The sequence below is a fragment of the Fastidiosipila sp. genome (assembly GCA_012511175.1).
Lineage (GTDB): Bacteria > Bacillota > Clostridia > Saccharofermentanales > DTU023 > UBA4923.
This window is the reverse complement of record JAAZGO010000026.1, coordinates 68,947-88,462: the sequence shown is the minus strand read 5'-3', so window position 1 is coordinate 88,462 and position 19,516 is coordinate 68,947. Positions and strand designations below refer to the sequence as shown.

At 56.5% G+C, this 19,516-nt stretch carries 19 protein-coding genes; all 19 read left to right on the top strand.

Going from position 1 to position 19,516, the window contains the following annotated elements:
- Positions 1 to 250 precede the first annotated feature (250 nt).
- The 19 genes from GX839_05730 to GX839_05640 all read left to right on the top strand — a co-directional run bounded on the left by GX839_05730 (position 251) and on the right by GX839_05640 (position 19,488).
- On the top strand, positions 251 to 2,422 hold the full coding sequence (locus GX839_05730) for a hypothetical protein (protein ID NLB04962.1): 2,172 nt from the start codon (positions 251 to 253) through the stop codon (positions 2,420 to 2,422).
- 102 nt (positions 2,423 to 2,524) lie between these two features.
- Positions 2,525 to 4,258, top strand: coding sequence for a hypothetical protein (locus GX839_05725; protein NLB04961.1), 1,734 nt, complete (start codon positions 2,525 to 2,527; stop codon positions 4,256 to 4,258).
- Positions 4,255 to 6,096, top strand: coding sequence for a hypothetical protein (locus GX839_05720; GenBank protein ID NLB04960.1), 1,842 nt, complete (start codon positions 4,255 to 4,257; stop codon positions 6,094 to 6,096). Before GX839_05725 ends, GX839_05720 begins: the two co-directional genes overlap by 4 nt.
- Positions 6,097 to 6,228: 132 nt before the next feature.
- The gene (locus GX839_05715; GenBank protein ID NLB04959.1) at positions 6,229 to 7,032 is read left to right on the top strand and encodes a hypothetical protein; all 804 of its coding nucleotides are present in this window, start codon (positions 6,229 to 6,231) and stop codon (positions 7,030 to 7,032) included.
- An 18-nt stretch (positions 7,033 to 7,050) separates the two neighbouring features.
- A complete protein-coding gene (locus tag GX839_05710) occupies positions 7,051 to 8,529 on the top strand; it encodes a hypothetical protein (protein NLB04958.1) in 1,479 nt (492 codons plus the stop codon).
- Entirely contained in the window at positions 8,526 to 9,827 is a 1,302-nt protein-coding gene (locus GX839_05705) for a D-alanyl-D-alanine carboxypeptidase (GenBank protein ID NLB04957.1), read from the top strand. Before GX839_05710 ends, GX839_05705 begins: the two co-directional genes overlap by 4 nt.
- 156 nt (positions 9,828 to 9,983) lie before the next feature.
- On the top strand, positions 9,984 to 10,427 hold the full coding sequence (gene rplM / locus GX839_05700) for a 50S ribosomal protein L13 (protein ID NLB04956.1): 444 nt from the start codon (positions 9,984 to 9,986) through the stop codon (positions 10,425 to 10,427).
- Positions 10,428 to 10,429: 2 nt separating this feature from the next.
- Positions 10,430 to 10,834, top strand: a complete 405-nt coding sequence (gene rpsI / locus GX839_05695; protein NLB04955.1) for a 30S ribosomal protein S9 — start codon at positions 10,430 to 10,432, stop codon at positions 10,832 to 10,834.
- A gap of 92 nt (positions 10,835 to 10,926) precedes the next feature.
- Entirely contained in the window at positions 10,927 to 11,406 is a 480-nt protein-coding gene (gene tsaE / locus GX839_05690; GenBank protein NLB04954.1) for a tRNA (adenosine(37)-N6)-threonylcarbamoyltransferase complex ATPase subunit type 1 TsaE, read from the top strand.
- The gene (tsaB, locus tag GX839_05685) at positions 11,403 to 12,122 is read left to right on the top strand and encodes a tRNA (adenosine(37)-N6)-threonylcarbamoyltransferase complex dimerization subunit type 1 TsaB (protein ID NLB04953.1); all 720 of its coding nucleotides are present in this window, start codon (positions 11,403 to 11,405) and stop codon (positions 12,120 to 12,122) included. The genes tsaE and tsaB overlap by 4 nt, the downstream gene beginning before the upstream one ends.
- A gap of 4 nt (positions 12,123 to 12,126) precedes the next feature.
- Complete coding sequence (gene rimI, locus GX839_05680) at positions 12,127 to 12,597, top strand: ribosomal protein S18-alanine N-acetyltransferase (protein NLB04952.1); 471 nt, start codon at positions 12,127 to 12,129, stop codon at positions 12,595 to 12,597.
- Positions 12,598 to 12,725: 128 nt separating this feature from the next.
- The gene (locus GX839_05675) at positions 12,726 to 12,986 is read left to right on the top strand and encodes an HPr family phosphocarrier protein (protein NLB04951.1); all 261 of its coding nucleotides are present in this window, start codon (positions 12,726 to 12,728) and stop codon (positions 12,984 to 12,986) included.
- Between the two features lie 55 nt (positions 12,987 to 13,041).
- Entirely contained in the window at positions 13,042 to 14,964 is a 1,923-nt protein-coding gene (uvrC, locus tag GX839_05670) for an excinuclease ABC subunit UvrC (protein NLB04950.1), read from the top strand.
- Positions 14,961 to 15,716 (top strand): serine/threonine protein phosphatase, encoded by a 756-nt coding sequence (locus GX839_05665; GenBank protein ID NLB04949.1) that lies wholly within the window; start codon positions 14,961 to 14,963, stop codon positions 15,714 to 15,716. Before uvrC ends, GX839_05665 begins: the two co-directional genes overlap by 4 nt.
- A gap of 1 nt (position 15,717) precedes the next feature.
- Entirely contained in the window at positions 15,718 to 16,605 is an 888-nt protein-coding gene (locus tag GX839_05660) for a YicC family protein (GenBank protein NLB04948.1), read from the top strand.
- A gap of 9 nt (positions 16,606 to 16,614) precedes the next feature.
- A complete protein-coding gene (locus GX839_05655; GenBank protein NLB04947.1) occupies positions 16,615 to 16,881 on the top strand; it encodes a DUF370 domain-containing protein in 267 nt (88 codons plus the stop codon).
- Positions 16,868 to 17,488 (top strand): guanylate kinase, encoded by a 621-nt coding sequence (gene gmk, locus GX839_05650; protein NLB04946.1) that lies wholly within the window; start codon positions 16,868 to 16,870, stop codon positions 17,486 to 17,488. Before GX839_05655 ends, gmk begins: the two co-directional genes overlap by 14 nt.
- An 80-nt stretch (positions 17,489 to 17,568) precedes the next feature.
- Positions 17,569 to 18,054 carry a DNA-directed RNA polymerase subunit omega gene (rpoZ, locus tag GX839_05645; protein ID NLB04945.1) on the top strand — a complete coding sequence of 162 codons (486 nt, stop codon included), beginning with the start codon at positions 17,569 to 17,571 and terminating at the stop codon, positions 18,052 to 18,054.
- A 39-nt stretch (positions 18,055 to 18,093) separates the two neighbouring features.
- Positions 18,094 to 19,488 (top strand): glycine--tRNA ligase, encoded by a 1,395-nt coding sequence (locus tag GX839_05640; GenBank protein NLB04944.1) that lies wholly within the window; start codon positions 18,094 to 18,096, stop codon positions 19,486 to 19,488.
- The last annotated feature ends 28 nt before the right edge of the window (positions 19,489 to 19,516 follow it).

The window sequence follows — 19,516 nt, the reverse complement described above, 5'->3', positions numbered from 1 at the left end:
TCGCTTGACGAAATCAATTTTGACTTCAATTTGGTGAGTAAAGATTGCGACCGCGAAGCATTTGAATGACAATTGCGCGACAAAAGGCTCTAATGCTCTCCGAGAGTTGGCGCTCTCGACTTTCCAAAGTTATGATAGCCTTACGATAGCATCGGATTGGTGTGTGCATTTTTGTATGAGAACAGGCAGTTTACACGGGCATTGCTTTCATTTTGACTGCCGGCGTCAAAGCAAGCGGCAGGCGGGCCGTTTGCTTGCTTTTTATCTTGTGGTGCTTCTGGCCCTGTCTGCTTTGCCAGCCACACCGGCTGGAGCCCAAAACCCGCCCGCCGGTGAGGCAGTCAATCAAAAAGGGCAGCTGAATTCTGTCAATTCCAGTGCGCTCCGCAGTGAACCTTATATCAACGACGGAACCCTGATTGAACGCTACTCACAAGGTACTCAGGTGGAAGTATTCACAGAAGTGGAGGGGGAGGTCTGGAACGGATCAAACCGCTGGTATTACGTGCGTATTGTCGCCAGGAATCTTTATGGTTACGTCCATAAAAACCTTGTCACCCTGAGCGGTCAAGCGCTTGATCTGACAGTGCCGGACCCCGAGGATGATCCTGTTTTTGAAGCAGCTTTGGATGAGCAGGGCTTTCCTGAGAGCTACCGCCCCGCTCTTCGAAAGCTGCACGCCAACTACCCCAATTGGTCTTTTGTTGCCTTCCACGCGCAGGATAATACAGCAGGCAATCCGCCCCTCACCCTGGCCAGGGCGGTTGAAGCTGAGTACAGGCCGGGAGTCAACCTGGTTCCCAATACAAAAAACAGGAGTCACCGAACTTATGACAGCCAGCACGGCTACAATTACGCGACTGATCAGTGGAAAGCCTATGACGCGGGTGTCTGGATCGGTGCCAGCCGCGAAATTTTGGCCTACTGCCTTGATCCCAGAAATTTTCTAACTGAAGAAACCATCTTTCAGTTCGAATGCCTGTCCTATCTTCCCGGTGTACACACGCTGGAGGCGGTGGAAGACGCCCTGGCCGGCTCTTTCATGGAGAATGAATCCGTTCCGATCCGCGACTGGGACGATCCCATCCGGGGCCGGGACGGATCCATCACCTATGCCGAAATTTTCATGGATGCTGCTGAAAAATCGAATGTCAACCCGCTCTTTCTGGTTCACCGCTGCCGGACAGAGATCGGCAACGGGAGAGACGGCAATCTCCCTGTGGCTGTTTCGGGTACGGTATCCGGCTATGAAAATATCTACAACTTTTACAATATCGGGGCCTACGCGTCCGGCAACCCGGTCATGAATGGTCTGGAATACGCCAAGTACGGAAACAGCAGGGATGGTTCGGGGCCTTCCCCGACGGAAAAAACAAAGTACCTTCTGCCCTGGAACAGTCAGTGGAAGGCCATCGTGGGCGGTGCCAAGTGGATTGGCAGCGGTTACATCGACAATGGGCAGGACACTTCCTATTTGCAGAAGTACTGGATCAATGGCTTGAAAAGCGCTGCCTTCGCCCACCAGTACATGGGCAATGTCTACGCCCCCGCCAATGAAAGCTATCAGGTTTACAAGTCTTACAGGGAGGCCGGCATCCTTGACCGAGCCTTTGTCTTCAAGATTCCCGTCATGACCGAGCTGCCGCCTGAACCCTCGCCGTACCCCGTCGGCAACCTGAGCCGCAACAACTACCTGAATTCGATTACAGTATCCAAAGGCAGTTTGAGCCCTGCCTTCCAGGCAGAAAAATACACTTACAGCATGACGGTCGACGGTTCGACCGACAATCTGACCCTTTCAGCTGTGCCCTATCATGCCTCTTGCAGCGTCAGAAACACCGGATCCAAGACTTTGAAAACGGGTCTCAATACCTTCAATATCATCGCTGTCGCCCAAAACGGGGAAGAGAGAGTCTACACCATCAAGATCACCCGGCAGGAGGGTTCTTCCGGTCCGCCGCCCCCGCCCCCGCCCCCGGAAGAAATCGGCGTGACAAACGATTACAAGCTGGACGGAGGTTACCTGACCAATGCCTGGCCTGCAGATGGCCGCAACAAGGCGGACCAGATCCTCTCGTCCCTTGCACTGCCCCAGGGTTATACGGCGGAAGCCTATGATCTGGCGGGCAAGCAAGTGATTGGGGATGCCCTCCTTGGCACAGGAGCCAGATTGGAAATCAAAAAAGAAGACGGATCCTCCGCCGGGACCCTGCAGCTTTTGATCTATGGGGACGCCAATGGTGACGGCATCATCAATTCCATTGACCTTTCCTACATCATCGATGCCATGGTCAAGGGGAAAACCTGGACGGCGGCGCAAAACGCCGCCCTGGACGCCAGCAGGGACGGAAAAATCAACTCCATCGACCTGTCCCATGTCATTGACGCCATGGTCAAGGGCAAACCGATCAAGCAGGACTGACCTTAAATGGGATCCTTCGGGGTGGCGTATAATTTGTTGTGATTGAACCGGGGAGGCCCGGGTTTTTAATTGAAATGAATGAAAGTGCGAACGGTTGACCTTATGAGATTCAAGAGATTACTTGTATGCCTGGCGGCCATGCTCCTGATTGCGGCGGCTTTGCCTTCGGTTGAGATATATGCAGTAAACAGACAACCGACTATTTCGGGTCCTGGCACAGCCTATTTGGGAAATACCTTTTCTGTTACGATCGGGTTCAGTTCTCAGGCAATGACACGCAGCTGCGATTTTCAGATCACTTACGATAATAACTTGATACAGTTAACCGGTGCGGACAATGTTTCCGGGATGAAGGGCGATGTCATACTACCGGACGAAAAAGCCAGCAATGTAAAATCTTCTTTTAAAATGGTATTTTTCACTTTGGAAACCCAATCGGTCAGCAATGTAGTGAAACTGAGCTTCAAGGTCTTGGCCAAGGGATCTGTAAAAATTACAGTGAGCGATGCAAGTGATGGCAACGAGGACAATACGGTCTCGGGAAGCGCCTCCCATACCATCGAGCTGACTGACCCGCCCCCCACGACCACGATCGCAACCACCACCCGGACCACCACAACCACCCGGACTACCACGGCTACCACGCCCGCCGAAACCCTGCCCCGGCATCCGGGGAAGACCGTCATCGGCAAGCGCTATGATGGGGCGGACCTGGCGGTATCGGTATCCATCCCGGATTATGAGATCATTCCCGCCTCCTACGCGCCGAAGGAAGTGGAATGGGGCGACAAGTACCTGGAAGGCTATGTGTCTGAAAACCTCCCCTACACCCTTTATTGGCTTACAGATGAGGGAGGGGGGAATGACTTCTATCTCTTCGATTCGGAGACCTCTGTTTTTGTCCCCTACCTTCGGGCAGGCTGGTCTTCGCGTTTTTTCACCTTCACTGTGGTGCCCGGAGACATGATCCCGCAAGGATTCGAACTGGCCACGGTTAATATATGGGAAAAGGAAGTTCCCGCCTATAAGCCGGTCGGAGGCGGTTTTGTGCCCAAAACCTTTTACGATGAATTGATTGCCGGACTGGAGCCGGGAGAGGAGTTCCCTGAGCTGACCGATGATGAGTTGCCGCTCCCGGGTGATCTCTATCTGATTGCTGTGCGGATCAACGACGCGGAAGAAAAAGTGCTCTGCCTGTATGATGCCGTTCTTGATTCACTCATCCGCTCCGATTTATGGCTGGTGCCTGTCGCGGGAAGCTTCCTTGATCCCGCCTTTCGACCTTCCGTCACGGATCCCACGGAAACGGCCGAAGAATCGCCTGCGGATACAGTGCCGGCCAGGACCGAGCCTGAGGAAACCACCCCTGTTAAGGGCGGCCTGACGGTTCGCTTGTTTGACATGGAGCTGCCCCTCTACCTGGTGGCGGGTACGGGCGCGGTTGTTTTTCTGATGCTGGCAGCTGCCCTGTGGTTTTTTATCCGGGCCAAAAAGGCTGCCGGATTTGAACCTGAATTGACGATTGATGACCTGGATCAGGGGGACGATCCCCTTATGGAACCCGTCCTGGAAGTGATGCCGGCCCCCGCGGAGGACGAGCCTGCGGTCGAGTTGCCGGAACACCTGTTTGCGGAAGAACCGGGTGGCTTTGAAGGTGCTCGGGAGACCCTCGATTCGAATACCGAACCCAAGGACAGCTGGCAGGAATTGAAGGAAACTCTTTTCGGGCAAGAGGAGGAAAAAGACCGGCGGTCCGGCAAAAGACCACCCGGTATCCGCCCTTCCGTCCATCGCCGGACGGATCGTGATGACCCTGCAGACACAGAGGAACTATGAAAAAAGCAAGGTACTATTTGACCGAACTCTTTTTTTCGGTTGAATTTTTGAAGTATTTTGCCACCGGCGTCATGGCCACCGTGGTCAATGTCTTTGTTTACATGCTGATGAACCGGTGGCTGGGCCTTGACAAATGGTATTACTCAGATGTGCCGGCCATCGTCCTTTCTGTTTTGTCGGCCTATATCCTCAACCGGGTCTGGGTCTTCCGTTCGACATCCCGTGTATGGGCGGAGTTTATCCGCTTTGCCGGGACACGGCTGGCCATCTCATTCTTTTTTGAATATGCCTTCATTTACATCATGAATCATCTCCTGCAAAGACAGGTGATCCTGATCCCGGGCATGCTGGATCTGGCCAAATTGATTGCACTGGCTTTTGTTGTTTTAGCCAACCGTGTTTCAGGAAAATTTTATGTCTTCCGCTCCGCCTGGGGGGAGAATAATCCCGGTCCTGATGCCCAGGCTCTGCTGGACCGGGCCATCGCTGCCATCCAGAGTGCCAATAAATTCCCTGACAGCGATAAGCGCGACCGCGGATCGGTCCTCTACCGCGAGCTTGGCGACCCCTGGAGGGCCTGCCCCGCTTTTCACATTGCGGGGACGAATGGCAAGGGTTCAATCAGCAGCTATCTGACCCATATCCTCTGCCAGGCGGGACATAAAGTGGGCTGGTTTACCTCCCCCTTCCTGGAGCGCTTCAATGAGCGTGTCCGTGTCCTGGACGGCGCCAGTGACCTTGCCCGGTATGACCGGGACCAGTCCTTTGGGGAGATACCGGACAGCGACATCGTCCGGCTCATGGAGAAAATTGAGAAAGCAGCCCGGGTTATCGCTTCGAGAGACGGCATCTCCTCCACTCAGTTTGACATGATGACCGCCCTGGCTTTTTTATGGTTCCAGGAACAGGCCTGCGAGGTTCTGGTTCTGGAAACAGGTATGGGCGGCCGTCTGGACTCGACGAATGTGATTGAAAAGCCCCTGGCCTCCCTGATTGGTGCCCTGGGTTTTGACCATATGGAGCGGCTGGGCAACACCATGGAAGAGATCGCAGGTGAAAAAGCCGGCATCATCAAAGAGGGCTGCCCTGTCTTCGCATACGCCCCGGAAGATGCCATGCTCTCTTCGGCTGACGCCTCAGCTGCCCGCAAGGTGCTGGAGGACAGGTGCCACGAGCTGTCTGCACCTCTTTCCTACCTGGGTTACCGGGATTTTGACCTCCTTTCTTACGGCTGGTCCGGGCAGGAGTTCCAGGCCAAAAAAGACACTTGCCGATATACAACCCGGCTTCTTGGGCCCTACCAGCCAATCTATGCCTTGATGGCTGGAGAAGCGGCGCTGGCGGCCGGTATGGCGGATCCGCCCGCGGTCAAGCGGGGTATCGCGGACTGTGTCTGGCCCGCCCGCATGGAGGTACTGACGAAAGACCCTGTCATCCTGCTCGATGGTGCCCACAATGTCCAGGCCGGGCTGGGCCTGCGGGAGGCTCTGCGCAAGCTTGCCGGCCATACCCCGGTTGTCTTTGTCATCGGCCTCTTAAAAGACAAGGAACACAGGGAAATGCTCAAAGCCCTCCTGTTGGATCCGCCCTACACCGTTACCGACGTGGTCGCCACCGAGCCGCCCGATGCCAGACGATTTGAGGCAGGCAGGCTGATTGCTGAACTCTCTTCCATTTTGCCGGAGCAGGACCGGCCCCGGACGATCGCCCTGCCTGACATCGGTGAGGCCATGGCGGAATCTGTCAGCCGGGCCCGCGAAAAGGGCGCCATGATCTGTGTTTGCGGTTCGCTCTACCTGGCGGGCAAGGTCCGTCCCCTGGTCCGGGAGAGGTTTTAAAGGCAGTAGTTTGTTTTCCATCCGGACGGCTTGTGGTTTAATAGTCCTTGATACGCTGGCTACCGGTTGAACCGGTATTCCAGTCAGATTGAAAGGGGGATTCCCTTGCGGCACGACTCAGCAGACCGGCCCATGCAAGCCGCAAAAAGCAAGGCAGATTCACTCGATTGGGATCGGGTTCTTTCCTCCTACCGTGAACTGGAATCGCTCCCCGAGGATCTGCTTGTGTCTGAAAGTGAGGCAGAGCGTCTCCTGTCGGTATATAACCGGGCTCTGAGGCAGGCCAAAACCGATAATGAAGACATAGCCATGATCGCACTGGAGAAAGTGACCTCCAGCTGGCCGCAGTTTGCGGAAGCTTCTTCGCTTTACGGTATTCTTTTGGCAAAAGAGCGGCGTTTCCGGGCGGCGGAGGAACAATTTGAGAAAGTTCTCCTGGCCTCGCCCGACAGCCCGCTTGTCCGAACCGTTGACCGCTGCCGGCTGGCAGCCCGGGAAGAGCGCATCAGGAAACAGGCGCGCGACAGTTCAAGCAGGCGCAGGGAACAGAAGCTGGCGCCCATCCGGGCCCATATGGCCCGGGGAGGTATCCTCCAGCGGGCAGCCGATGGCCAGGGAACAGGGCGCGTGCAGCTGGCCAGCCGGCGTGAACAGCAGGAGGTTCTCCGGATGGAGGAAGGCTTGTCCCACGGTGCCAGGCGCATACACGGCAAAGTATCCCGCCTGACCCAGGCCCTGCTGATAGCGGTTATCGCCGCCTCCATTCTCTTCCTGGTCTTCTACTTCGCCATCCGGCCCATGATTATCCGCAACGAAATCCGCCGGGAACGGCTCGAGTGGCTGGAACGCATCCTCGAAGAGCAAGGCGGAGATGAATCGGTTGCGCAGATTCTTGATCTGTACCGCAGGACCTTTCCCCAGGAAAGAGGCAAGTAGGGTGAGGAGTTGCCGTTCATGAAGTATGTGAGTACACGGGGAGGGGAGCCGGTCAGCGGCCTGGAGGCAGTCTGCCGGGGTATTTCCCGATCAGGCGGACTCTTTGTCCCCCAAAGCCCTCCGGAACCGCTCAGCCTTCCATCCCTGGCGGGTTTGTCCCTTGGCCGGGTCATGGCGGTCTTTCTTCATCGTTTCCTGCCGGATCTGCCGCTTGAGATCTGGGAGACTGCGGTCAGCGAAGCCTTTGAGTCCCTGGCTGGAAATGATCGGACCTGGCAGCTGCCGCTGAGCAAACTGAACGATTATCTGGACTCCTATTTCCTGCTCAATGCGGATCATCTGCCAACGGGGAACCTGGCCGATCTGTCCCATGCCCTCCTTGCAAAGCTGTGGCCGTATATGCCGGCCGCGGACAGGCAGCCCTTTGTTTTGACTCTCCTGCCGGAAGATAGCCTGGTCTCTTTTTTGAATCAGGCATGGGGGCTGCCCGGGATTATTTTGATGGCCGCCGGCGGCTCGAGAGGCAGGGAGATTGCCGGTCTTGCCCCTGATGGTGTTGCCATCCGGGTCTTTGAGGGATCCTATGACGGGCGCTACCGGGAACTCACCCGGCTGGCCAGTCATCCGTCTTTTGAAAAGAAATTGAATGACAAGGGCTTTGATCCCCTTTTCCTGGGCCCGGGTCATTTGCTTGAAGTCCTGACCGCCGGTGCCCTGGCAACGGCAGTCGTTGTTGCCATCGCTGAATCTTCGGACCTGGACAGAGGGGTTGATTTCGCCGTACCCAAGAGCCATCTCGGTTTCGTGGCGGGCTTGGTTTGCGCCAGTATTCTGAGGGTTCCGGTGGGAACTGTTTATGTCGGAGAAAGCGAACCGCCTTCACTGACAACCCTCTTCCGGACAGGCAAACCGGCCGGCCCTGTAAAAAACAGACGGGCCGCAGCCGATGGGACCGATTTCCCCGTCAATCTGGAAAGACTTTTTTATGAAGTGACAGGCCGGGACGGGAATCGAACGGACTTTCTTTGCCAGCAAATCGCCAGACCGGGTGAAAGATTGCTTACCGGGGAGGAAATCAATCTGCTGAATCAATCAATCCTTGTCAGTGCCTGCGATTATAAATATTGTCTGAGGCTGATTAAAACAGTTTACGATCAGACGGACTATCTGGTAGGCCGTGACACGGCAGACGCTGTCGCATGTTGGGCGAAATACGCGGATCGCAAAGCCGGATCCGTTATTTGCTACGTCCAGGAACGTTCGCCTCTCCTGGATGCGGTCCTGTGCGGACGCGCCCTTTTTGGCAGGGAGGCCGGCAAAGAGGACATCCTGATTAAAGTTTCGCAGGAAACAGGCGTCCCCGTGTGGCCCTCGCTTGCACGCCTTCCTGAAGACGGGCAGGCATGCGATTGGCCCGCTCTGACAGGTTCCATTGAAGAAGCGGTGGACATCCTGCTGGATTCGCAGGATCCGGTCCGCCAGGGAGGTATTCTTTGAAAAACGGGAATATGAAGAAGGAAAAGACAAGTAGAAATCCTCGTCATTTGATTGCCGCAATTTTCCTTGCCCTGCTGGTGCTTACGCCCTGGGCAGCCTCTGCGGGTGTTCATGCCGTCGACCATCTGGGCTGGCCCGGCTTCGACGAAGTGTCAGTTGAATCCTACTGCGTGATCGATGCGGAGACGGGCCGGGAGATACTCTCCAGGAATCCCGACAAAAAACGGGCCAATGCAAGCACGACCAAGATCATGACGGCCCTGATCCTGCTGGAAGACGAGAATTTTGATCCGGAAAAACTCTTGACCGTATCGGAAGGTGCCCTGGTTTTCTCTGACCCCAGTTCGGTCAGGTTGAAAGGGCTGAAAGCAGGGGATCAGCTTCGTACCGCCGACTGCCTTGCCGCCTTGCTGATCGCCTCTGCCAATGACATCGCGCGGGTGATCGCACAAAACTACGGCGGGGCTTACGGAGCCGTCGATCCCGAGCGGGTGAGCGATCCCGTCCGCTCACAGGCCCTTTTTGTCGAGCGCATGAACCGGCGCGCGGAGGAAATCGGAGCCAGCTCGACACATTTTACCAATCCCGCCGGTTTTGACGAGGGAGATGGAAGCCACTTTACAACCGCGCGCGACCTGTGCTTGATCGCCGCCGAGGCCATGAAGCATCCCCTGATCGCCCAAGTCTGTTCACTGCATTACTACCGGCTGCCGGTCAGTTTTCAGCATACAGAAGCCTGGTGGGGGACCCTGAGCAACACCAATGCCCTGGTCATCTATGGCGCTGATTTTTTGCAGTCTCAATACTTCAAGCAATACACCGGCGTTAAAACGGGGACCACGCCTCAGGCGGGCAAGTGTCTGGTCGGCTCGGGCCTCACAGTCGATGACCGGCACCTGATCTGCGCGGCCATGGGGATCACCCCCCTGGACTTGCCTGAAACACCCCTGCTGGCCAGAGCACTGCCGGTCCGCGCCATTTTGGAGGAAGCAGCCCGTTTGGAGGGAGCTCCGCTTCGGGAAGACGTCGATCTGCTGGCGCCCCCGCCGATTGCCAGCCAGGAGCCCGAAGAAACCCTGCCTGAACCGGTAGAGACAGAACCGGAAGAAACGGGCGGCGTTGAAGATGATCCGTTTTTCACCGCCGGCGGCAGCCAAGTGAAACCTCTGATACTGATTCTTGCGGCCCTAGGTACCCTGACCATCATCGGAGGAATTGTGGTCGCCATCACGGCCCTGCTTGTCTGGATTACCCGCTGGAGAGCAAAACGGGCGGCGGGGAAACAGCGTGCACGATAACACTGAAATAAAGGGTAATTGGATAAGAAATGTCAATTAAGTGAGTATTCGTGACTTAATTGACATTTCTTGTTGACAAGCGGGCACCGCCCTGTTAAGATGTGGCTCGTGCCGCCGGTTGGCGGTGCGTGAAAACAGGAGGGACATGACTTAAGCATGAAGACCTATATGCCGAAAGCAGGCGATATTGACCGCAAATGGTATCTTGTGGACGCGGAGGGCCAAATTCTGGGCCGCCTGGCGACCGGGATTGCGGCCATCCTGCGTGGAAAAAACAAAGCGGAATACACTCCCCACATGGATATGGGCGATTTTGTCGTGGTGGTGAATGCAGAAAAAATTGTTCTGACCGGCAAGAAGGAAGAACAGAAGCTCTACCGCCGCCACACGGGTTATCCGGGCGGTCTGCGTGAGATCCCCTACGAGCGGATGATGGAAAAGCATCCAGAACGCGTCCTGGAAAAAGCGGTCCGCGGGATGCTTCCCAAGAATACGCTCGGGCGCGCCATGTTCCGTAAGCTGAAAGTATATGCCGGTCCGGAACATAAGCACCAGGCGCAGCAGCCGGTGAAAATTGAATTGCAGGGCGGGGGGAAATAAAGATGACAGATCAGGTCAAAGCATATTTTTATGGAACAGGCAGAAGGAAGGAAGCGGTCGCCCGTGTTCGCCTTTATCCCGGATCCGGAAAGATCACCGTCAATAAAAAAACATTTGAAGACTATTTCCCCATGGAAACCCTGCGGGCCATTGTGCGCCAGCCCATGTTGGCGACAGGTTCACAGGACCGCTACGACGTCGTCGTCAACGTGCGTGGCGGCGGCATTGCCGGCCAGGCAGGCGCAATTCGTCACGGGATTTCCCGTGCCCTGGTTGACGCTGATGCCGAGCAGTACAAGACGACCCTGAGAAGGGCCGGTTTCCTGACCCGCGACGCCCGTGTCAAAGAGCGCAAGAAGCCAGGCCTCAAGAAAGCCAGAAAGGCTTCCCAGTTCTCAAAGAGATAAAGGGGTTTTTCAAACGGCCCTATCCAGGAGCCCCGTCATCGTACGGGGCTTTTGCCCCTTGTAAGCCGGGCTGAATCGAGTGGAGGAAGGCCATGCCGGACGAGATAACACGCAAGACCCGGTCACCCGAAGAGACCTTCGCCTTGGGCATCGAACTGGCGAAGTCCCTCCGGGGAGGGGACGTGGTGGTCCTGACCGGCAGCCTGGGCGCCGGAAAAACGGCGCTGGTCCGCGGGATCGCCTCAGGCATGCGGGTCAAGAGTCATGTATCGAGCCCGACCTTCACCCTGCTCCATCTTCATGAAGCCGGGGAGGAAGGGGCGCTTCCGCTCCATCACTTCGACCTTTACCGCCTGGAGGGGGCTGATGATTTTCTGGCTTGCGGCCTCGATGAATATATTGGCGGTGATTCGGTGTCAGTGATCGAATGGGGAGACCGGGTGCGAGATGCCCTGCCCGGACAGGTCATGGAAATCGATGTCCGCTACGGCCAAGATCCGCAGGAACGAATCTTCATGATCCGCTATCCCAAGGAATGGAAAGCAGAAAAAGGGAGGAGGGCCGCGCCATGATCGTACTGGGTGCCGATACCTCGGGACGTACGCTTTCAGTCGCCTTGGCCCGCGGCAACCAGCTCCTGGGCGAGTATTCGCTGGCTATGGGCTACCGCCATTCCGTTACTTTCCAGCCCCTGGTTAACCAGCTGCTTGACCGCTGTGACCTGACCCTCCGCGATGTGGAATTGTTTGCCCTTGCAGCAGGGCCGGGCTCTTTTACCGGTATCCGGATCGGCTTGGCCTCGGTCCAGGCCATGGCTTACGCGGTGGGAGCCAAAGCCATGGGAGTCTCCTCACTTCGAGCGCTGGCACGGTCGGCAGGCGGGGACAAGCGCATGCTGACAGCTCCCATTTTGGACGCGCGTGGCGGACGGGTCTTTTCATCTCTTTACCGGGGCCCGGAGCAATTGATTGAAGAAGCACCGCGTGACATAAGAAGTCTCTTCAGGGACATTTCAGCCGTGGCCGGCCCAAATGAAGAGGTCCTGGTAACAGGTGATGGGATTGCTGTCTGGGAGGAAGCTCTGGCAGACGACCCCGACCTGGCCATCCGTTTGCCCTTTGATGCCGTCCATGCCCTGCCGCCTTTCCGCTACATCCGGGCCTCGGCCGTCATTGGACTTGCCCTGGAGGATCTGGCCCGGGGTAAGGCCGCAACTGATCCCTGGCAGCTTTCAGCCTGCTACGGGATCGCTTCCTCTGCCGAGCGGGCCCGGCGGATTCCGGACTAGCAGGATGAAGTGGCTGGTAAGAAAAGCGATGGAGTCCGACCTTGAATCACTGGTGCGGATCGACCGGCTATCCCACCCGGTTCCGTGGTCGGCAGAGTCCTGGCGGGACTGTATCGCAGGCAACAATGAAACGGTTCTGTTGCTTGTCTGCCGGCAGACCATACCGGAGGCTCCGGTTGGCATGGCGGCGGGCAGGTTTTTGTCCGGTGAGTTTGAGGTGCTCAACATTGCGGTGGCGCCTTCGTACAGAAACCGGGGCCTTGGCCGCCTCCTGATGGAAGGACTGAGGCAGCAAGCCCTCAGTCAGGGATGCGGGACCTGGATTCTTGAAGTCAGGGAAAGTAACCAGCCCGCCCGGCATCTTTACGGGAGCCTGGGTTTTGTGGAGACGGGAAAACGCAGCGGTTATTACCCGGATACGGGGGAGGCGGCCATCCTGATGGCTGGCCGGCTGGCCGGATCCTTGGGGGAATAACCAAAGATCCTGCCTGTCCCTGTCGCTGATCCTGGTCAAACCATAGTTGACATTCGTCATACTTTGTTCATATAATTTAAGGCACCCCAAATGGATTCGTGACCCCTATGTCTTGCGGGAGGATCGCCATGATGAGAGAAGAGATTGTCTTCCGATGTAAAGAAGAGACCTTGATGAAGGCAGTCGCCATGCTGATTCAGATTTCTTCCGGCTATACAGCCAGTATTTACATTGCCAAGAACGGACGGCGTGCCAATGCGAAAAGCTTGTTGGGTGTTCTGTCACTCGGCATCTCGGATGGAGACCATCTGGAGATTTCGGTTGATGGCAGCGATGGCGAAAGCGCCATCTGCGAATTAAAGGATTACATGGAACCTGCCACGCCTTAACCGGGCGCAAGGCTTTGAAGTTTGCGGCGGGTGACAATAGGAGTTTGTCTCCCGAATGACAGGACAGAACAGGCAAAGAATTGAATTTGAGGCACGGCTTGATCTGGTGCCAGAGGAACCCGGCGTCTACCTGATGCGAGATGTTTCGGGTTCTGTTTTGTATGTGGGCAAGGCCAATTCCCTGCGTCAGCGTCTGAGAAACTACTTTACACCCAAGCCGGCCGTTGACCGCCGGATCGCCTCCATGATCGCCAAAATTGCTTCCTATGACACCATCCTCTGCGCCAATGAGCTGGAGGCCCTGGTCCTGGAGGCCAACCTGATCAAACAGTATCAGCCTCCCTACAATATCCTGATGCGGGATGACAAGGAATATCCCTATATCCGGGTCACCCTCCAGGAGGCATTCCCCCGTGTTATGAAGGCTTTCCGTGTCGGGGATGACCTGGAGCAGGGCGCGCGCTATTACGGTCCCTGGCTGGCCGGCGATATCAACCGGGCCTTGAAGGTTCTGGAGGCTGTCTTTCCCCTCCGCACCTGCTCACGCGACCTGCCGCGCGATATCGGCCGGGAGCGCCCCTGCCTCAACTACCACATCGGGCGTTGTCTTGCGCCCTGTGCAGGCCTCATCTCCAAGGAGGATTACCGGGCGATTATCGATGAGGTGATTCAGTTCCTCGATGGCCGGACTGATGAGCTGATCCGGCGTTTCCAGCGCGAAATGAATGAGGCAGCGGAAGTGCTCGATTTCGAGAAGGCTGCACACTTGCGCGGAAGATGGCAGGCGCTGACCCGACTTCGCGAGGAGCAGCGGGTGGTTGATCAGCGGGGAGGCGACCGTGACGCCCTGGCCCTGGCAAGAAACGGCAATGAAGTGGCCATCTCGAAGTTGGAAATCCGTGGCGGCCGGGTAACAGGCTGTGTCCAGGTCTTTGCCCAGGATCAGGGTGATGATGCCGGCGAATACCTGGCTTCTTTTATGGGGGAACAATACCGGGCACAGGGACAGGTGCCCCGTGAAATACTGATTCCCGCCCCGCTTCCAGACCTGTCCCTCATGACTGAGCTGCTCCGGCAGCGGCGGGGCGGTGCAGTCAATATTCTGCAACCGCAGCGGGGCGCAAAAAAGGCCCTGGTTGACATGGCCCGCCACAATGCCGACAAAGCTCTGGAAAGAAGGTCCCTGGCGCGGGGGTCGGATCCGCAAGCCATTGAGGCGACTTTGCAATATCTGGGTCAACTGACAGGGGTGGTCGGGGCCCCTGCCCGGATCGAGGCTTATGACATTTCTCATTTCGGAGGAGGCGACCGGTCGGGTTCCATGGTAGTCTTCCGCCAGGGCCGCCCTGAGCGCTCTTCTTACCGGCATTTTACTGTTAAGGGTTTTGAAGGGATCGATGACTACCAGTCCATGAGAGAGGTACTGGAGCGCCGCCTATCCCGACTGGCCGACCAAAAATTCGGAAGCCGGCCCGACTTGATCCTGCTTGACGGTGGCCGCGGCCATGTTTCGGCCTGTCTTCCCCTGGCGGACGATTTCGGTCTGCCGCTTGCCGGCGTGGTCAAGGATGACCGGCACCGGACCCGCGGGCTTGTTCTGAGCTCAGGACAAACGATCGAGCTGGCTTCTTCCTCGGTTCCGGAAGACGAACTGGCCAGAGAAACGGAAGAGGAGCGGGCACGCAGGCAGGGCCTGCTCCATCTTCTCACAGCTGTTCAAGACGAGGCTCACCGGTTCGCCCGGCGGCTCAACGAACAGCGGCGGCACCAGGCAGCCAAGCGTTATCACTTGGAAACCATACCCGGAATCGGTCCCGCGCGCCGCAAGGCTTTGCTCAAGGCTTTTGGATCAAGCAAAAAGATATCGGAAGCCTCCCTGGACGAACTGGCGGGGGTGCCGGGCCTTCCACAGCAAGCTGCGCTGGCGGTCTGGCAGCATTTTCATGGGAATGAGCCGCCCGGAGGAGATGACAAGTGAAGCTGTTTGCCCTGGCAGATCTTCATCTGGCCGGTTCGGTCGATAAACCCATGGACATCTTCGGTCCGCGCTGGGAAAGTCATACGGAGCGGATCGTTGAAAACTGGCTGGATCTTGTGGATCCGGACGACACCGTCCTGGTCGGAGGCGATATTTCCTGGGCCAAGTCCCTGGAGGAGGCCTTGCCTGATCTTGCCCTGATCCATCGTTTGCCCGGAAAGAAGATTCTGCTGCGGGGTAATCACGATTACTGGTGGACGACCCTTCGAAAGCTGGAGGCTTTTTGTGAACGGGAGGGGCTGACAAGTCTCCATTTTCTCCGTAACAAGGCATGCAGGGCAGCCGGTTTTCATATTTGCGGGACCCGCGGCTGGCTGTTGCCTTTCGATGAGGAATTTTCGAACGCCGATGAAAAGATTTACAAGCGGGAAATTGCCCGGCTGGAACTCTCCATCCAGGCACTGAAACGGCTGCAGGAGGAGGAAGGCCGGGAGCCCGGCAGAGTCGCCTTGATGCATTATCCGCCGATTTCTGAACAGGGGACCGGCTCCGCTTTCAGCGATCTCCTCAAAGAGGCAGGTATCCATGTCTGCCTTTTCGGTCACATCCATCACGACGTTCCCTTTTACGACAGCCAGCCGCAGATCGAAGGCGTCCGTTATATAATGGTTGCATCCGATCAAATCGGCTTCCGCCCTTTGCTGGTGGGAGAGGACGGACGGTTTGCCACAGCTGTTGAAAGGCAGGGATAAAATGCCCAGGAGTATGACCGGTTACGGGGAGGGGATCTCCAAGAGGGGTGGGTGTTCCATCCGGATCGAGTGCCGCTCGGTCAACCACCGCTATCTGGATATTTCCATCCGCCTTCCTTCACGCTATGCCGCCCATGAATCACTCATCCGTTCCATTTCACAGAAGCAGCTGAACCGCGGGCGTGTTGAGATCCGGCTGACGGATGAGCCGGGTGAATCGCCTGAATACGAAGTCGCGGTCGATCAGCCGCTGGCCATGGCTTACATGAGAGCCCTGGACCAGCTTGAGGCCCTGACCGGGGAAAAGTCCGGCGATAAGCTGAAAATTCTGGCAGGCCTGGACGGCATCCTGACCCTTGATGAAAACGGGGGAGATGAGGCGCTTCTTGCCGGTCAGATTGAAGAGGCGCTGGAGGCCGCGCTCGATGAATTGAACAGAGCCCGTACGCTTGAAGGAGGGCGCTTGGCCCTTGATCTGCTGGCCAAGACGGATGAATTGCGGGAACATGTGGCATCCATGGCCCGGAGAGCCCCGTTGATTCCGGAAATCTACCGGGAGAAACTGATCCAGCGGGCGGAGGAATTATTCGAGGACCAGCGGCCCGAGTGGTACAGTGATCAACGCCTCTTTGCCGAAACAGCCCTCTTTGCCGACCGCTCCTCCATCGACGAGGAGGTCACCCGGCTGCATGCTCATCTGGATGCCCTGAGCCAGGCGCTCGAGTCGGATCTTCCTGTCGGCCGTCAGCTTGATTTTTTGATCCAGGAGATTTTCCGTGAAATTAATACCATTGGCTCAAAAGCCAATGACCTGGAACTGACCCAGGTAGTGGTTGCCTCCAAAACCTTGCTCGAAAAAATCCGTGAACAAGTTCAGAACATTGAATAGAGGTGGCGCATGGCCTATGAAATGATTCCAATCGGAGATGGCAACTACATCGCCAGGGCGCGCCTGATTGCGCTTGTGACCTACGAATCTGCGCCTGCCCGCCGTCTGGTTCAGGATGCGCGCGAACGATTTTCCCTGATTGACGCGACGGGAGGCAAGAGAACCCGCTCGGTTCTGGTTATGGACAGCGATCATGTGGTCCTGTCTGCCCTGGAAACGGAAGCACTTTTGCCGGACGGCGGGAAATCTTTGGAGGAATGCCATGATCAGGTATGAACGGAGCCTAGAGGAGGAGGGCCTGATCATCGTCTTGTCAGGGCCGTCAGGTGTTGGCAAGAACTCCATTATTGACGAACTCAGAAGACAGGATCCGCGGCGCTATCATTCAGTATCCATGACCACCCGCAGGCCCCGCAAAGATGAAGAGGACGGCATCGCCTATCACTTCACGACACGGGATCACTTCGAGGATTTGATCAACCGCGGTGAAATTCTGGAATACGATACCTATTGCGGGGAGTACTATGGGACGCCCCGCGCCCCTGTAGACCGGATGATCAGGGAGAAGGCGGATATCCTGCTTGACCTGACTGTCAAGGGCGCGCTTGCTCTCAAGCGCAACTGCCCCCATGCCGTTCTCATTTTCGTCACCGCGTCGACAGAGGATGCCCTGCGACAGCGCCTGCTGAAAAGGGGAACGGAGTCAGCCGAGGAAATTGACCGGCGGCTGGTGACGGCGCGGGAGGAACTTTCCCGGATTAATCTCTTCGATTATTGGGTGGTCAATGATGTGATTGAGGAGGCCGCAGCCGATGTCAGCGCCATCATGAAGGCGGAGAAACGCCGTACCCTGCGTTTTTTTGTTGACGAGTGCGACCTTTGAACGGTATAATCCATAAGGTTATCGATTTTTCGTGATGAATTTGAAAATAAACCGAGAGCTTATTCGAACAGGAGTCACCCATGTTGACACAACCATCGACTGAATCATTACTGCCGCTTGCTGAAAACCGCTACGTCCTGGCCATGCTTGCAGCGCGGCGGGCCCGCCAGTTGACGTCCGGCGCCTGCCCGACCCTCGAGACGGAGACACCTAATCCGGTCACCTTGGCCAGTGAGGAGATCGGGGCGGGAACGGTCGCTTACCGGTATGGGAAGTGGGACGTGGTCATCCCCGAACATCCCTTGATTATCGCTGCCCGTGAGGCTGCCCTGAGAGAGGCGCGCGCCAAGGAAGAAGAAGAACGTCTGGAAGAACAAAGCCGCATGATGCGCCAAGTCGACCGTATGCCCGGCGAAGATGTCTTCGAGCAGGTGGGCATTTCCGCTGAAGACGCTTCACGAATCGCTGAGCAGCTGATCAGCCACGTGGCCCAGCTGGAGGAAGAAGAGCGGAAGGCGGAAGAAGAGCCGGCGGAAACGTTTGAAGACACGGAAACTGAGGAATAAGCTTCTTCTTGGTTTTGAGCAGGATAAACGGGTGTAGGAATGGCCAATAAACAGCATGCCCTGGCAAAGATTGTCGCCCTGGCAGGAAATCGAGGTTTTGTCTATCAGGGCTCTGAAATTTACGGGGGCCTGGCCAATTCCTGGGATTATGGTCCCTACGGCACCAGCCTCAAACATCGCATTAAAGAAGCCTGGTGGAAGCGTTTTGTCGATACCTGTCCCCTGAATGTGGGGCTCGATTCCAGTATCCTGATGAATTCGGATGTCTGGGTTGCTTCGGGTCATGTGGGCGGATTTTCCGATCCCATGATCGATTGCCGCAAGTGCAGGACGCGCTGGCGTGCCGATCAGCTGATTGATGACTGGAACAAAAAACAAGGCTTTGCCCTTTCTGCCGACGGCTGGACCAATGAGGAATATTTAGCCTACATCCGCGAACACGGCATCGTCTGCCCTGCCTGCGGAGAACATGACTTTACCGATGTCCGCCAGTTCAACCTCATGTTCAAGACCTTTCTGGGCGTGACAGAAGACAACCAGTCACAGCTTTACCTGCGTCCAGAAACGGCGCAGGGAATCTTTATCAATTTCCGCAATGTCCAGCGGACCTCACGCCGCAAGATTCCTTTTGGCATCGCCCAGATGGGCAAATCTTTCCGCAACGAGATTACGCCTGGCAATTTCATTTTCAGAACACGTGAGTTTGAGCAGATGGAACTGGAGTTTTTCTGCGAACCGGGAACCGATCTCGAGTGGTTTGGTTACTGGCGGTCTTTTTGCTACCAGTGGCTTCTGGATCTGGGGATTTCAGAGGACCATCTGAGATTGCGGGATCACTCGAAAGAAGAACTGTCTTTTTATTCGGCTGCCACAACCGACATTGAATACCTCTACCCCTTTGGGTGGGGCGAGCTTTGGGGGATTGCCGACAGGACCGATTACGACCTGAAACAGCATATGGAATACTCCAAGGAGGACCTACGGTATTTCGACCCTGAAAAAAACGAAAAATACATCCCCTACGTAGTGGAGCCTTCGCTCGGGACTGACCGCCTCTTTTTGGCCATTTTGTCGGAGGCCTACGACGAGGAAGAATTGGAGGGGGGGGAGGTCCGCACGGTCCTGCGTTTCCTGCCCGCGCTGGCACCCGTCCAGATCGCCGTTCTGCCCCTGTCGGGCAAATTGCGCCAGGGAGCGGAAGCGGTCTACCACGACCTGATCCGGCATTATCGCTGCGAGTACGACGACCGCCAGTCTATCGGCCGCCGCTACCGGCGCCAGGACGAGATCGGCACGCCTTACTGCGTAACCTATGACTTTGAATCGCTTGAGGATCAGGCGGTAACCATCCGGGAACGGGATAGCATGAAGCAGATCAGGCTTCCGATGGACCGGCTGGTTGAGTATTTCAAGGGAAAATTCGATCTGCCATGACAGCTTTGGCTCTAATTGACGCCGTCGC